We start from the raw sequence: 14,633 nt of genomic DNA, 5'->3' as shown, positions 1-14,633 counted from the left end.
CGGGCATGTGCCTGACTTGCTTATGCTTTCGTTGCAGCCTGGACGGTAGTTGCGGTGACCGAGCTTGCACCAACAGTGTAGGTAGCTACATAGCCGGTGTATACACCTCCGATTTCGCCTGCCAGCATGGCACCGTCAGGCGATGTGAAGCGGCCTGCGATATTAGTTGAGATATCGGTGCCAGGAACGGCCTGGGAGGTGGTTTCAGACCCTACAGTAACGGGGGTTGCACCTGCGTTATAGGTTGCCGCATAGATCAGATAATCAGCAGAGGAGAGCACATTACCGTTGGCGAGAGCAACGGTGCCTTGAGCTGAAGAAGCCATCGGGTCCCAAACGGTCGTAGCAGACCCATAATTGATGTTGACTGCATCGATTTCGTAGGCAGCATTACGGGGAATGAGCACATAGTAGGTCAGGGCTGTGAGGACGGCGGTGGTATCGGTACCGCTGGTCTGGTAAAGACGGAAGCCGGTTGAGCCATCGGTCATGGGTGACTGGGTGGTCTGACCTGTGAAGTTCACCAGGTCAGTTGAGTCCACGCTCTGGAAGCCAAAGGAGTCCGCTGACCCTTGAGCAACGACGCTCGTGGACGGAGTTGAAGCCGCATAAGCAGGGATTGCGGCGGTTGCTAGGACGGCCGGGGCCGCCCAGGCGGTCCCTTGGAGCAGGGTACGGCGTGAGGTAGTCAAGATAGGTTTCCCCTCTAAAAGTATGTGCGTGAGTCAAACTGAAGTTTTTCAGTTTACCTATAAGCGCTTCCTGCAGGCACTACATTTACCCTTGCTAGACGCCCACACATACGCCCACAGCTCTCGGGTTATAGGCAGAAAAGTGTGTCCCCAACACCCCCACAACCCAACAACCACAAGACAACCAACCCCACACATTAGCCCCACAAGCTAACCTAAACCAAGTGAGCCCAAAAACCCCACATGCCTGATATGCAACCAACGAACCAAACGCAACGGCACCACCAGCGCAGGAACCACACGCTACCGCTGCACCCACTGCGGCGCCAGCAGAACCATCAAACGCCCCACCAGCACACGCAAACACCAACTAGCAGCCTTCATCACCTGGCTCACCAGTAAAAACACCCAGCAACACACCACCCTAGGAGCCGGGCGAACCTTCCGCGCCAATACCGCCTGGTGCTGGAACATCACCCCACCAATCAAACAAACAGGCCAAATCCACCACGAAATCCAACTCGATGGCATCTACATCAGCGGCATGGTCTGCATCATCGCCTACAACCACAGCGTTGGTGTCATCGACTACCAATGGGCTAAAAATGAGAACACCGCAGCCTACCAAGCTTTACTCTCACGCATCCCAGCCCCAGATGTAGCCATCGTAGATGGCGGGGCTGGCTTTGCCAGCGCCGCCAAAACATGCTGGCCAGAAACACGGATCCAACGCTGCCTAGTGCACATTTATAGAAACACCAGAGCCCTGCTCACTAGCGCCCCACGCACTGAGGCTGGCAAGTCCTTATTAAAGATTTCTAGAGCCCTTCTACGAGTAACCAGCTTGGATGAAGCAGCGATCTGGTCAGCCTCTTTAGCGTCCTGGCACTCGCAGTATCAAGGCTTTATCAAGGAGAGAACCTGGTTATCTGATGGTTCTTGGCAGTACACCCATGAGCGTGTGCGTACTGCCTATAGGAGGCTTGAGCGTTTGGTGAAACAGGGTGTTGTGTTTACTTTTCTAGATTCAGACTTGCTCAGGGAAGGCCCTATTTCTCGTACCACGAATCACATAGAAGGCTATAACGCGAAAATTCGTGCCATGTTGCGCGAGCACCGTGGAATGCCGGTGGAGCATCAGTGGCGGGCTGTGGGGTGGCTTTTGTGGGTGGATGCGGCTTGGGGTGCCAGTGTTGATGAGGTGATTAGGTTGGAGCCGGTGCCGGTGGTTGCTCTTGCTGGTCGGAGGAAGGAGGCTGCTGTGGGGCGTTCTTTGGATGAGTTGCGGGGTGTGTTTGTTGTGGGTGAGGGTGTGGTGGTGCGGCGTGGTTGGGGTGGTCGTGGTGGGTGACTCGCCCGGGGTGGGACACACTTTTCTGCCTATAACCCCAGCTCTCCCCAACCTGACGACGAGAAAGTGGAATACAAAAAGCCCCACACCAAAGTGTGGGGCTTATCTGTGGGTCCTACCGGGATCGAACCGATGACATCCACGGTGTAAACGTGGCGCTCTACCAGCTGAGCTAAAGACCCTTGTCTCCTCCGCTTTATGTCTCGCGGCGACATGTAATACTCTACGCAGGTCAAAACAGTCGCGCAAATCGAAAACCCCCTTTGAAGCGCAAAAAGGGCCTATTTTCTGACTGTTTCAAGCAGACAAATGTCAGAAAATGCCTTTTTGACATGGGTTTATATTTTTCTCAAAAAAATTATTAACTTTTTTCTGCACCACCTTCTTTCGGGGCTAGAACCTATCAAAAAGGGCCCCCTATCTAACCAGACAGAAGACCCTTACGCCTATTTCCCCTGCTTCATCACTAGGCGGAAAGCAGCCCAGTCTTGAGCGAGAGACTCAGATGTAGTCACGTGCAGGCCCGCTAGCGGGGCAGCTTCTTGAATCTCCACTGGCGGGACATGCCCTTCACGACCATTTTTTGGAGTCAGGAGCCACACGACTCCCCCCTCATCCAGGGTTGCCAGCACATCCATAAGCCCGTCGACCAGATCGCCATCTTCAGCACGCCACCACAGCAAGATACCGTCGACCACTTCTTGGTCGTCTTCATCTAGTAGCTCCGTCCCTAGAAAATCCTCTAGGGCATCGCGCAGGTCGAAGTCGACGTCCTCATCGTAGCCAAACTCCTGCATCAGGCTGCCAGCTGGCAGGCCCAGCTTCTGTCCAACAGTCTCTTGAGTAGCACCGGTGGCGCTCACGTACGTCCTCCAAAGAATCATAAGAAAGTGACGGGCTGCCATACCGCATACCCTGCATACCCGCGTCCGCCCCTTTGCTCAGCGAACTCAGGCATGCTCATAGTTCCTACTGAACACGCTTCAAGGCCCCAAATCAACAGAACACGACCAAAACAGGTCAGCTAATTTCACCCTCAGAAAAAGAAGGGGCAAGTGACGGCTAATTCACACCCCCAAACCCTTGAAACCACAACCTTAAAACCGGCAATTTGTGACAACATAGAAGGGAAGTTGTCTTAGCGCCTGCCCACCGGCCGCGCAAGGCAAACACCCAAGGCTCACCGGGCGCATACGCTGCCACCGGTGAACACATACCCCTACAACAAAGAGAGGTTGACTAGTGGGACCCTCAGAAACGAACGATCACGTTTTGAGTGCACTGACCAACAGCTTCACCGACATCGATCCCGAAGAGACCAACGAGTGGATTGAGTCTTTCGACGACCTGGTAGAAGCCCACGGCACCGAACGTGCACAGTTCATCGTGCGCTCACTTATGCAGCGCGCAGGCCAGAAGTCGATCACCGTACCTATGGTGACCACCACTGACTACGTCAACACCATTCCTGTCGATCAGGAACCCGAATACCCCGGCGACGAGCAGATTGAACGCCGCTACCGTGCTATGCTCCGCTGGAACGCTGCCATGATGGTACAGCGTGCCCAGAAGGCCACTATCGGCGTAGGCGGCCACATCTCTTCCTACGCGGGTGTAGCTACCCTCTACGAAGTAGGTTTCAACCACTTCTTCCGCGGCCGCAACCACCCCGGTGGCGGCGACCAGATTTTCTTCCAGGGCCACTCCTCCCCCGGTAACTACGCCCGTGCCTTCCTCGAAGGCCGCATTACCGAAGAGCAGCTCGACGGCTTCCGTCAGGAAAAGACCAAGCAGGGCACCCACCTGCCCTCCTACCCCCACCCCCGTAACCTGCCTGACTTCTGGCAGTTCCCCACGGTTTCAATGGGCCTTGGCCCCCTGAACGCCATCCACCAGGCACAGTTCAACAAGTACCTGCACAACCGCGGCATCAAGGACACCTCAGACCAACATGTCTGGGCCTTCCTGGGCGATGGCGAAATGGACGAGCCCGAGTCACGCGGTGCCCTGCAGCTAGCTGCCAACGACAAGCTCGACAACCTCACCTTTGTCGTTAACTGCAACCTGCAGCGTCTGGACGGCCCCGTCCGCGGTAACGGCAAGATTGTTCAGGAGCTTGAAGCCTTCTTCCGCGGCGCAGGCTGGAACGTCATCAAGGTCCTCTGGGGCCGCGAATGGGATTCCCTGCTCGAAAAGGATAAGTCCGGCGAGCTCGTCCGCATCATGAACGAAACCCGCGACGGTGACTACCAGACCTACAAGGCTGAATCCGGCGGCTTCATCCGCGAACACTTCTTCGGTCAGACTCCTGAAACCAAGGAACTCGTTGCAGATATGACCGACGACGAAATCTGGGCTATGAAGCGCGGTGCTCACGACTACCACAAGGTTTACTCAGCCTTCAAGGCAGCTGTTGAGCACAAGGGTCAGCCCACCGTCGTCCTTGCTCAGTCTGTTAAGGGTTACGGCCTGGGTGCCTCCTTCGAGGCTCGCAACGCCACCCACCAGATGAAGAAACTGTCGATGGAAGACCTGAAGCAGTTCCGCGACCACCTGCGCATCCCCATCTCCGATGAGGAGCTGGAGAAGGACCTCTACAACCCGCCCTACTACCACCCCGGTAAGGACTCCGAAGAGTACAAGTACCTCATGGCCCGCCGTGAGGAACTGGGCGGCTTCGTCCCCTCCCGCAAGAACGTCCAGCCCAAGATTACCCTGCCGTCAGACAAGGCCTACAAGGGTGCATTCAAGGGCACCGGTAAGCAGATGGCTGCAACCACCATGACCTTCGTGCGCCTGCTCAAGGACCTCATGCGTGAGAAGGACTTCGGCCACCGTATCGTACCCATCATCCCCGATGAGGCTCGTACTTTCGGTATGGACTCCTACTTCCCCACCGCCAAGATTTACAACCCCAACGGCCAGAACTACCTGGCTGTTGACCGTGAACTCATGCTGGCCTACAAGGAATCACCCGAGGGCAAGATTATTCACGTAGGTATCAACGAGGCAGGTGGCACCTCAGCCTTCACCGCCGTAGGTACTTCCTACGACACCCACGGCGAGCCCATGATCCCCGTCTACATCTTCTACTCGATGTTCGGCTTCCAGCGCACCGGCGACTCCTTCTGGGCTGCCGCTGACCAGCTGACCCGAGGCTTCATCATGGGCGCAACCGCAGGCCGTACCACCCTGACCGGTGAAGGCCTACAGCACGCAGACGGCCACTCACCGATTCTGGCCGGCACCAACCCCGCAGTGATCCACTACGACCCTGCCTACGGTTACGAAATCGGCCACATCGTCAAGCGTGGTATCGAGCACATGTACGGTGACAAGGACGAAGACCACAACGTCATGTACTACATCACCGTCTACAATGAGCCCATTCAGCACCCCGCTGAACCCGAAAACCTCGATATTGACGGCCTGCTCGGCGGTATCTACCGCCTGCACGAGGCAAAGAACGACGGCCCCCGCGCCCAGCTTCTGGCCTCAGGTGTTGCAGTTCCCTGGGCTGAAAAGGCACAGCAGATTCTGGCCGAAGACTGGGGCGTCTCAGCAGACGTCTGGTCAGTTACTTCATGGACCAACCTGCGCCGCGACGGCCTTGCCACCGAGCGCGAGCTACTGACCAACCCGTCCGCTACCCCCCGCACCCCCTTCGTTGCCCAGCAGCTTGAGGGTGCAACCGGCCCCATCGTCGCCGTGTCTGACTACCAGACCGACCTGATGGACGGCATCCGCCAGTTCGTTCCCAACGAATTCGCAACCCTGGGCGCAGACGGCTTCGGCTTCTCAGACACCCGCGCCGGTGCCCGCCGCTTCTTCAAGATCGACGCCGAGTCCATCGTCGTCCGTACCCTGCAGATGCTAGCTAAGCGAGGCGAGGTCCCCGCTGATGCACCTGCTAAGGCCTTCGAGAAGTACGACCTGAACAACATCAATGCAGGCACCTCAGGTACCGCCGGTGGCGACGCCTAAGCCCCTGTATTGATGAGTTCCTAGCTCACGGCGAGTCCTAGATTCGCGCTGAGTGTAAGGGCGGCCCCCACGATTATCGTGGGGGCCGCTTTTGTTCTGGGCAGTCTTTGGCCTAGCCTGTCTTACCCTCTAGCTTTCTTGGGCCGAAGCCCTTTGCTGTGAGTTTTCTTGGCTTTTGAGATTGAACAGCTGTGCCGTTCCAGCTGGCCTGCTAACAGGAGTAGGATAGTTATTTGAACAAAGCGCTAGAAACTTTCAAGTTCTAGGTCTCAAACTCTATTTTCAAGGCGGTTACGCGTGATAGCACTGGTGTGCCCCGGCCAGGGGTCGCAGAAGCCCGGGTTCCTCTCAAACTGGCTAGACGTCGACGGGGTACGCCCCCACCTCGAGCGTCTCTCTGAGGCTGTAGAGCTTGACCTGGTTCATTACGGCACTGAGGCCGATGAGGAAACCATCAAAGACACCGCTATTGCCCAGCCCCTGATTGTGGCAGCTGGTCTTGCCACCGGTCGCCTAGCCCAGAAGATCCTAGAGGGCCAGAAGCTTGTTTTTGCTGGTCACTCGGTAGGTGAAATTACCGCTTCAGCCCTAGCCGGAGTGCTCACCGAAGAGGACGCCATGCGTTTTATCAAGGTGCGCGCCGACGGCATGGCTCAGGCAGCTGCCGCTACCCCCACCGGCATGGCCGCCGTACTCGGCGGAGTTGAGGACGACGTCCGCGCCGCTATCGCCGAATCCAACCTCACTGCCGCTAACTCGAACGGCGGCGGGCAGATTGTAGCCGCTGGTTCCCTCGATGCCCTTGCAGCGTTCGCCGAGAACCCGCCCGCCAAGACCCGCGTGATTCCGTTGAAGGTTGCCGGTGCCTTCCATACCGACTACATGGCGGCAGCCCAGGGGCCCCTGGCAGACTTTGCGGCAGGCCTCTCCCCCGCAGAACCGACTGCGCAGCTGCTCTCAAACTTCGATGGCCAGCCCGTTGCCTCGGGGGCAGCGGCCCTTGAATCGCTGGTTGCCCAGGTGACCCGCCCCGTCCGTTGGGATCTGTGCATGGCAACCCTCGCAGAGCAGGAAGTTACCCGCCTGGTTGAGGTTGCTCCCGCCGGTACCCTCGTGGGCCTGGCCAAGCGGGGTATGCGCGGCACACCGGCGTCCGCCATCAACACCCCCGATGACCTTGCAGCCCTAGCCCAGGCTCTCCATGCCTAAAGTTTTCCCGAAAGGACTTTCACGATGCCTACTCTCAAGCAGGTTGAGCCCAACCGCTACTCCCGTATTCTGGGTTACGGTGCTGCCCGCCCAGACCTGATCGTCACCAACGACGATATTGCCGGCCCGATTGACTCCTCAGATGAATGGATTGTTCAGCGCACCGGCATTAAGACCCGCCACCGCGCCTCAGAAAAGATTTCTGTAACAGATCTTGCTGTGGGAGCTGCCCAGGACGCCCTGGCCACCTCAGGTGTGCAGGGTGAAGAGCTGGATGCCGTGATCGTCGCCACCATCTCTCACCCCTACGCAACCCCCGCCCTCGCGACCCTGGTAGCTGAAGCTGTGGGTTCTAAAGCTCCCGCTTACGATATTTCAGCAGCCTGCGCAGGCTTCTGCTACGGCATTGCCCAGGCGGACGCCCTGGTACGTTCCGGCACCGCCCAGAAGGTTCTGGTCATCGGCGTTGAGAAACTCTCAGACTTCATCGACAACACCGAGCGCACCATCTCCTTCCTGCTCGGTGACGGTGCTGGTGCGGCGGTCGTAGGTGCCTCCGATGAGCCCGGCATCGGCCCCACTATCTGGGGTTCGGACGGCGAGCGCTGGGGCGCTGTGGGTATGACCCATTCCATGCTTGATATCCGCAACCGTGATTTTGTGGCTAACCCGGTGCAGGAGGGCGAGAAGCTTTGGCCGACCCTGCGCCAGGACGGCCAGACGGTCTTCCGTTGGGCTGTCTGGGAGATGGCTAAGGTCGCTCAGAAGGCTCTCGATGCTGCCGGTATTACCGCAGATGACCTGGGAGCGCTGGTGACCCACCAGGCCAACATGCGCATTATCGACCAGATGGTGAAAACCCTAAAGCTACCCGAAAGCGTTGTGGTGGCCCGCGATATCGAGTGTGCAGGTAACACCTCTGCTGCCTCTGTTCCGCTAGCTGCCCACCAGTTGCTCCAGGACAACCCCGATCTCTCTGGTAAGTTTGCCCTGCAGATTGGTTTCGGCGCGGGTCTGGCCTACGCAGCCCAGGTTGTTGTGCTCCCCTAACCTGCCCTGTGCCGGGTTGGCGGGGCGGGCGTCCGCACCGTATTTTGACAAAATGTTAGATTTATTTCAAAAATTAGGTGGCGTCACAGCTTAGCTTTGTGCGGGCTAGGGGCTACACTCAATTTTGGAAGCTAAAGTGGGTTCTGCCCGCTTAACCCTCAACCGCTGCGCGCCCTGCACGGTGAGTTACAACTGTGGCCCCACGCCACTCATACTAGACGAAGGAGCCATCATGGCAGATCAGAACGAAATCCTCGCAGGTCTTGCAGAAATCGTGAACGAAGAGACCGGTGTAGAGGTTGAGGACGTCCAGCTCGAGAAGTCCTTCACCGAAGACCTGGACATCGACTCCATCTCAATGATGACCATCGTTGTGAACGCTGAGGAAAAGTTCGGCGTTACCATTCCCGACGAAGAGGTCAAGAACCTGAAGACCGTCGGCGACGCTGTTAACTTCATCGCTAACGCCTAAGTCGCGTTGACCAGGTTGGGCACGGTCTTATCGTGCCCAACCTGCTTTTTATTCTTTACCCCAACCCAAGACTGTATTCGAAGGAATCAAGCATGACTCGTAAAGTTGTGGTCACCGGCCTCGGCGCCACCACCCCCATCGGTGGGGATGTTCCGACAACCTGGGAAAATGCGCTTGCAGGTGTCTCAGGCATCGCCACTATTGAAGAGCCCTGGGTTGAGGAATTCGACCTGCCGGTTTCGATTGCTGGCCGTGTGGCTGTAGACGCTGTTGAGTCGGGTCGCCTGACCAAGGTTGAGGCTAAGCGCCTGGACCCCTCGGGCCAGCTGGCTTTGGTTGCTGCGCGCGAGGCCTGGGAGGACGCCGGTTTTAGCGGCCCTGATGCTGAGGCTGCCGAAGAGTGTGACCCGCTACGGACCGCGGTTGCTTTTGGTACCGGTATCGGTGGTGTGTGGACTCTGCTTGATGCCTGGGATACTCTGCGTGAGAAGGGCCCGCGCCGTATGCTGCCCATGACGGTTCCCATGCTGATGCCCAACTCAAATGCTGCTGCGGTTTCTATGAACTTGAAGGCCCGTGGCTCTGCCCAGACCGTTGTTTCTGCCTGTGCTTCGTCGACCGAGGCTTTGGAGCTGGGCCTGATGCTGATTCGCTCGGGTAAGGCCGATGTGGTGATTGCCGGTGGTTCTGAGGCCGCGATCCACCCCATGACGATTGGCGCTTTTGCGAAGATGCAGGCCCTGTCGACCCGCAACGATGACCCTGCTGGTGCTTCTCGCCCCTACGATACCGGCCGCGACGGTTTTGTGATGGGTGAGGGTGCTGCTGCGCTGATTCTCGAATCTGAGGAGCACGCACTGGCCCGCGGTGCCCGTATCTACGCGGAGCTGGCTGGCACCGGCGTCTCAGCGGACGCCCACCACATCACCGCTCCCGACCCGGCTGCTCTGGGTGCCACTCGCGCCCTGCGGGAGGCTCTGACCGATGGCGGTATTTCTCCCGAGCAGGTAGTGCACGTCAATGCGCATGCAACCTCTACTCCCGTGGGTGATATTCCCGAGTCTCTGGCTCTACGTGAGGTCTTCGGGGAGCACACCGGCAAGGTAGCTGTATCTGCAACCAAGTCAATGACAGGTCACCTGCTCGGTGGTGCCGGCGCTCTTGAGGCTGTGCTGACCGTACTTGCTCTCCATCACCGCAAGGCTCCTTGCACCATCAATCTGGAGAACAAGGACCCCGAGATTGACCTCGACGTTGTTACAGAGGCGCGTGATCTGCCTGCCGGTGAGATTGCTGCGGTCTCGAATTCCTTCGGCTTTGGTGGCCATAACGCGGTAGCGGCTTTCCGTAGCGTCAGCAACTAGCACCGTGCTGGTCTAGCGTGTAAAAGGGCCCTTCTGCACGAACCCTGGTTCGGGCAGAAAGGCCCTTTTCTGTGCCCTGGGGCGGGCGCTCTTGCCTTAGGCTCGGAGCCTGACGGTAGCGCTGGCCGATGAAGCGTTAGGACGCAGGGGCTCAAGTTCTTCGTCCCAGGGCTGGCCAACAGCCGCAGAGAACTGCCGGTAGAGTTCATCGAAATTACCGGCTGCCTTTTCAAAGGCATAGCGGATGCGGTCTTCGGTCACGGTGAAATTGCCCTGGAGGTCTACCGGTAGGGTACAGATGCCGAGTTCGGGGGTGTGCATGATGCGTAAGGCGTCGGAGGTCGCGGTGCGGCGCTCGGTGACTTCAAAATAGCTGCCCTTGAAGTGACGGAGGGTGGAGGCAATCAGGGCTGCTCCCCCGCTGTTGCCCTGCCAGCTGATATCTGCACGGTGGTAGCCCGGTTTTAGGGGTTGGGACTGCCAGGTGGGAGCCAGCCGGTGAGCAGTGAGATTTTCAAGGGCCCAGGTCACGTGGCTTGTGAGGGCTGAGGGGACAGCCAGCAGAAAGATAAAACCACCGGTAGAGTTGCCGGTAGTCTCTGATGGAAGGGGGACGGGCTGGCCGGTCTTTTCTGCTGGTGAAAACATGGTCTTCCCATCCTATACCTTCTGCCCTACCTTTAGGCCCGGGGGTGAGCCCTGCTATAGGCCTGGGCAAGGCGGTCCACCGAGACGTGGGTGTAGACCTGGGTGGTTGCTAATGAACTGTGCCCGAGAAACTCTTGGACGGCTCTGATGTCTGCCCCCCCATCGACCATGTGGGTTGCTGCTGTATGGCGGAAGACGTGGGCGCCTGTGGCTTCGGTGTCGTCCAAGGTACCCAGCAGGGTGGTGAGGTCTTGGCGAATCTGCCGGGGGTTGGCACGTTTCCCCTGGGGGCCGATGAAGAGGGCATGTTGAGCCGAGGCACTTTTAGCTGCCTCTGTCTCGGGAAGCCATTGCGGGCGTCCTGCCACAACCCACCGGTTGAGGGCTTGCATAGCCTGAGCCCCGAAGGGCACGACCCGCTCTTTATTGCCCTTACCCAGCACGCGCAGGGTTCGCTGGTTACGGTCAATGCTTGCTAGGTCGAGACCGGTGAGTTCTGAGATGCGCAACCCGCTGGCATAGAGTAGCTCTACCACCGCTTGAAGACGCAGGAGCCGGGCATCCCGCGGGGCCTGCTCCAGAGCTGCTGTGAGGGTTGTGGTGACGGCCTGTATCTGGGCTTCGCTGAGTACCGAGGGCAGGTGGTTGCTCTTCTTGGGGGTAGTGAGTTTGAGTGCTGGGTTAGCTTGGATGAGTTCTTCTTCCTCCGCCCAAGTGAAGAAGGTCCGCAAGGACGAGGTCCGCCGAGCCATAGAGCTCCGGGCAGCTTGTTTGCGGTGATGGTAGGCTAGCCAGTCTCGAATGACGTCAAGGGTGATGTGGGAGAGGTGGGTGGTGCCGTGCCTGCGAGCGTGGGCAAAGAAATCGGTGAGGTCAGAGACGTAGGCCCGAATTGTTTGGGGTGAGCGGTGGAGCTCGTAGGTGAGGTAGCGTTCAAAGGCTTCAAGGGCTCGTACGAACTCTCGGTCTTCGTCGACCGTGGAGGCCCCGATTTTGAGGGTGGTGGGTAGCTGGTCTGCGGGGTGCACCGTACCGCTCCTTTCTACCAGTGGCTGAGGTTAGGTCTTCATTCTATCCCCCGGAGCTTTCCGTCGATGGTTTGGTTTTTCGCCATCCAGTGCCTTCCTGCTCTGCGAGGTTGAGTCGGTTGAGTTGTGATAGGGCAATCATGACGGTTCGGGCAGGTAGCGTAAGGTCGGCGCTGAGCTGTTCAACGGTAGCAGGAGTGCGGAGGGGCAGTACGTCCCACACCCGTCTTTGAGTTTCAGTGAGCGAATCTAGGAGCTGCTGGTGGGCAGAAGGAGCTGCGAATAGGCTGGTTTGTTCTGCAGCTATCTCCGAGGTTCTGTCGTCAAGAATCTGGCGGGCATCGGTCACAAGCTGGGCTAGGCCGTCTCGAATCAGACGGTGGCAGCCTTCTGAGGTCGGTGAAAAGATAGGGCCGGGTACAGCATAGACGGGACGCCCCAATTCCAGGGCATGATGGGCAGTGTTGAGCGCGCCACTGCGCCAGCGGGCTTCAATAACTATGCTGGCCCCGGTGAGAGCGGCGATGAGCCGGTTACGTTGGAGGAACCTGTAACGGGTGGGGTTCTGCCCCAGGGGAACCTCGCTCAGCAGCAGGCCCCGTTCAATAATCTCGTGTAGCAGGCGTTCATTGGGCTTGGGGTAAAGACGGTCAAGACCTCCCGCCATCAACGCTACGGTGGGCAGGGAAGACGTCGCGGTAGTGAGGGCAGCTCGATGGGCGGTAGCGTCTACACCAAAGGCTCCACCTGAGACCACCGTATAGCCCCGGTTTGCTAGTTCACCGGCCAGGTGGCTGGTTGCTGAGTTGCCGTAGGAGCTGACATCGCGGGACCCCACTACTGCATAACTCTTTTCGGTGGTGAGCTGGGCCAGTAGCTGGCGGTCTCCTCTACCCCAGAGACCAACCGGAGTTTTTTCTGCAAGGTCGTTCAAGGCCTGTGGCCAGTCTGGGTCTTCGGGTATACACAGCCAGCTGCCGCTGGCCCGGGCTAAAGCCATATCCTGTTGGACGCTGATACCTGCCCGCCTGCTCTTCCACCGCTGCGTCCGTTCGCCGATGGCGCTAGCGAGGGCAGGTGCCGCAGAGACATCGTATGCTCCTGCTTCCTCAAGGTGGCGGGCTAGAAGACGCGGGGTGAGCTCCTGACGGCCGGTGAGGTAGTCTGCGGCACGCACCGGTCCCACTAGCCGAAGCAGGGTGTAGGTGGCGACGTCCTCAGGGTCGGTAATGCGCAGAATCTCGGTGCGGGCTCTACGAATATCGTGGTGGGGGTCATGATGTGTCATGTCTGGTAGCTTTCAGTGGCATGGTTGCGGAAGTAGAGGGCAAGATCAAGGTGGTCTCGGCTGGGGCTGGTGGCTCCATCTAAATCGGCTAAGGTCCAGGCTGTCCGTAGCACTCGGTCATAGCCGCGGGCTGTGAGGGTACCGTGGTCCAGGGCGGTGGAGAGGGACGAGGTCAGTTGAGCTGAAAGCTTGAGAGGGCCGCGCAGGATCTTGCCGTTCGTCTCAGCATTTGTGGTCATGCCCAGTGGGCTCAGTCTTTCCGCCTGGGCTTTGCGGGCTTGGCTGACCCGATAACGGATTTCCTCTGAGCTTTCGTTGGTGCCGCTGGTAGCGAGGTCGGCAGCCGTTACTTTAGGGACGCTAATATGAAGATCAATACGGTCGAGCAGAGGCCCCGATAGCCGACTGAAGTAGGACCTTCGCTCACGGCTAGTACAGGTGCAGTCTAGGCCCCGCCCCACGTTATAGCCGCAGGGGCAGGGGTTCGCAGCTAAAACGAGTTGGAACCTAGCCGGGTACCGGGCTGAAGCAGCTGAGCGACTAATAATGACTTCGCCGCTTTCGAGGGGCTGGCGCAGAGAATCTAGAACGCTGCGCTTAAACTCCGGGGCTTCATCGAGAAAAAGGACGCCCCGGTGCGCCTTTGAGATACACCCCGGCTTGGGTAGCCCGGCACCGCCTCCCATAATCGCAGGTGCGCTGGCAGTATGGTGGGGCGCTTCGAAGGGCGGTCTGGTCATCAGTTCGGTGAGCGGCTCACCCGAACGGCAGAGCGAGTGCACCGCGGTGACATCCAGCGCTTCTTGTGGCGTGAGCGGAGGAAGAACACCGGGGAGGCGTTCTGCCAGCATGGTCTTGCCAGAACCAGGTGGGCCGGTGAGCAACAGGTGATGGCCCCCTGCAGCTGCTATTTCAAGGGCTAGGCGCCCCTCGGCCTGGCCGGCAATATCTGCCATATCAGCGCTCTGCTGCGGGCTGTTGTGCTCCGCAACGGTCTTCTGGCTACCCACCAGAGCTGGTCTTTTGAGTTTTTCTGGTTCGGGGCAGCCCAGGAGTTCAAACACTTCAGCGAGACAGCTGACCCCGGTCACTTCAACCCCCTCTATGAGGGCTGCTTCTTGGGCATTACCCTCGGGTACAACTACCCGCTCATGCCCGGCATCGCGGGCCGCTTTGACGGCAGGTAGCACTCCGGGAACCTGTCGCACGCTCCCATCGAGACCGACTTCGCCCAGGAAGACCGTGCGGCCTGATGAACCTAGCTGCCCCGCCGCCTGCTGGGCTGCAACCAACATGGCTACATCAAATGCCGAGCCGCGTTTGGGAAGGGTAGGCGGGGTGAGGTTGATGGTGAGTTTCTGGGGTGGCAGGGGCAGCCCGGAATTCTTCGCGGCAGACCGAACCCGGTCTTTGGCCTCGTTCAAAGAACTATCGGGCAAGCCGAGCAGGACGAAGCCGGGTAGGGCAGATGAGATATCGGCTTCTACTTCGACGAGATAGCCGGTGACACCCACCAGGGCAACCGAATAGGTTCGTGCGAAGGCCAC

Annotated in this window: 12 protein-coding genes and 1 tRNA gene; 6 read left to right on the top strand and 7 right to left on the bottom strand. The window is 58.7% G+C overall.

Annotated elements, in window-relative coordinates; genetic code table 11:
• Positions 1 to 20: 20 nt before the first annotated feature.
• Positions 21 to 692 carry a hypothetical protein gene (locus tag QM007_RS04760; protein ID WP_283490783.1) on the bottom strand — a complete coding sequence of 224 codons (672 nt, stop codon included), beginning with the start codon at positions 690 to 692 and terminating at the stop codon, positions 21 to 23.
• A 247-nt stretch (positions 693 to 939) separates the two neighbouring features.
• Between QM007_RS04760 and QM007_RS04755 the strand changes: the two genes are divergently transcribed.
• Positions 940 to 2,043, top strand: a complete 1,104-nt coding sequence (locus QM007_RS04755; RefSeq protein ID WP_349361504.1) for an IS1249 family transposase — start codon at positions 940 to 942, stop codon at positions 2,041 to 2,043.
• A 109-nt stretch (positions 2,044 to 2,152) separates the two neighbouring features.
• Here the strand turns inward: QM007_RS04755 and QM007_RS04750 are convergent.
• Together QM007_RS04750 and QM007_RS04745 are read right to left on the bottom strand one after the other, a co-directional pair.
• Positions 2,153 to 2,225: transfer RNA gene (locus tag QM007_RS04750), tRNA-Val, on the bottom strand.
• A 264-nt stretch (positions 2,226 to 2,489) separates the two neighbouring features.
• Positions 2,490 to 2,906 carry a DUF3052 domain-containing protein gene (locus QM007_RS04745; RefSeq protein ID WP_502949078.1) on the bottom strand — a complete coding sequence of 139 codons (417 nt, stop codon included), beginning with the start codon at positions 2,904 to 2,906 and terminating at the stop codon, positions 2,490 to 2,492.
• 379 nt (positions 2,907 to 3,285) lie between these two features.
• On the opposite strand from QM007_RS04745, the gene aceE reads away from it, so the two are divergent.
• The 5 genes from aceE to fabF all read left to right on the top strand — a co-directional run bounded on the left by aceE (position 3,286) and on the right by fabF (position 10,122).
• Positions 3,286 to 6,027 carry a pyruvate dehydrogenase (acetyl-transferring), homodimeric type gene (gene aceE / locus QM007_RS04740; RefSeq protein ID WP_283490782.1) on the top strand — a complete coding sequence of 914 codons (2,742 nt, stop codon included), beginning with the start codon at positions 3,286 to 3,288 and terminating at the stop codon, positions 6,025 to 6,027.
• 297 nt (positions 6,028 to 6,324) lie between these two features.
• Entirely contained in the window at positions 6,325 to 7,236 is a 912-nt protein-coding gene (locus tag QM007_RS04735) for an ACP S-malonyltransferase (protein WP_283490781.1), read from the top strand.
• Positions 7,237 to 7,260: 24 nt separating this feature from the next.
• A complete protein-coding gene (locus QM007_RS04730) occupies positions 7,261 to 8,286 on the top strand; it encodes a beta-ketoacyl-ACP synthase III (RefSeq protein ID WP_283490780.1) in 1,026 nt (341 codons plus the stop codon).
• Positions 8,287 to 8,518: 232 nt separating this feature from the next.
• Positions 8,519 to 8,758 (top strand): acyl carrier protein, encoded by a 240-nt coding sequence (locus tag QM007_RS04725; protein ID WP_185174557.1) that lies wholly within the window; start codon positions 8,519 to 8,521, stop codon positions 8,756 to 8,758.
• Positions 8,759 to 8,850: 92 nt separating this feature from the next.
• Positions 8,851 to 10,122 (top strand): beta-ketoacyl-ACP synthase II, encoded by a 1,272-nt coding sequence (fabF, locus tag QM007_RS04720; protein WP_283490779.1) that lies wholly within the window; start codon positions 8,851 to 8,853, stop codon positions 10,120 to 10,122.
• Positions 10,123 to 10,218: 96 nt separating this feature from the next.
• On the opposite strand, the gene QM007_RS04715 is transcribed toward fabF, so the two are convergent.
• The 4 genes from QM007_RS04715 to QM007_RS04700 are packed head-to-tail and all read right to left on the bottom strand — an operon-like array spanning position 10,219 to position 14,633.
• Positions 10,219 to 10,770: a DUF3145 family protein gene (locus QM007_RS04715; protein ID WP_283490778.1), complete on the bottom strand. Its 552-nt coding sequence runs from the start codon at positions 10,768 to 10,770 to the stop codon at positions 10,219 to 10,221.
• Positions 10,771 to 10,802: 32 nt separating this feature from the next.
• Positions 10,803 to 11,798 carry a tyrosine recombinase XerC gene (locus QM007_RS04710; protein ID WP_283490777.1) on the bottom strand — a complete coding sequence of 332 codons (996 nt, stop codon included), beginning with the start codon at positions 11,796 to 11,798 and terminating at the stop codon, positions 10,803 to 10,805.
• A gap of 43 nt (positions 11,799 to 11,841) precedes the next feature.
• Positions 11,842 to 13,086, bottom strand: coding sequence for a DNA-processing protein DprA (gene dprA, locus QM007_RS04705; RefSeq protein WP_283490776.1), 1,245 nt, complete (start codon positions 13,084 to 13,086; stop codon positions 11,842 to 11,844).
• Positions 13,083 to 14,633: a YifB family Mg chelatase-like AAA ATPase gene (locus tag QM007_RS04700; RefSeq protein ID WP_283490775.1), complete on the bottom strand. Its 1,551-nt coding sequence runs from the start codon at positions 14,631 to 14,633 to the stop codon at positions 13,083 to 13,085. Before QM007_RS04700 ends, dprA begins: the two co-directional genes overlap by 4 nt.

Source organism: Rothia sp. SD9660Na (assembly GCF_030064065.1).
Lineage (GTDB): Bacteria > Actinomycetota > Actinomycetes > Actinomycetales > Micrococcaceae > Rothia.
The sequence above is the reverse complement of the archived record's forward strand: the minus strand, read 5'-3'. Positions and strand labels throughout refer to the sequence as shown.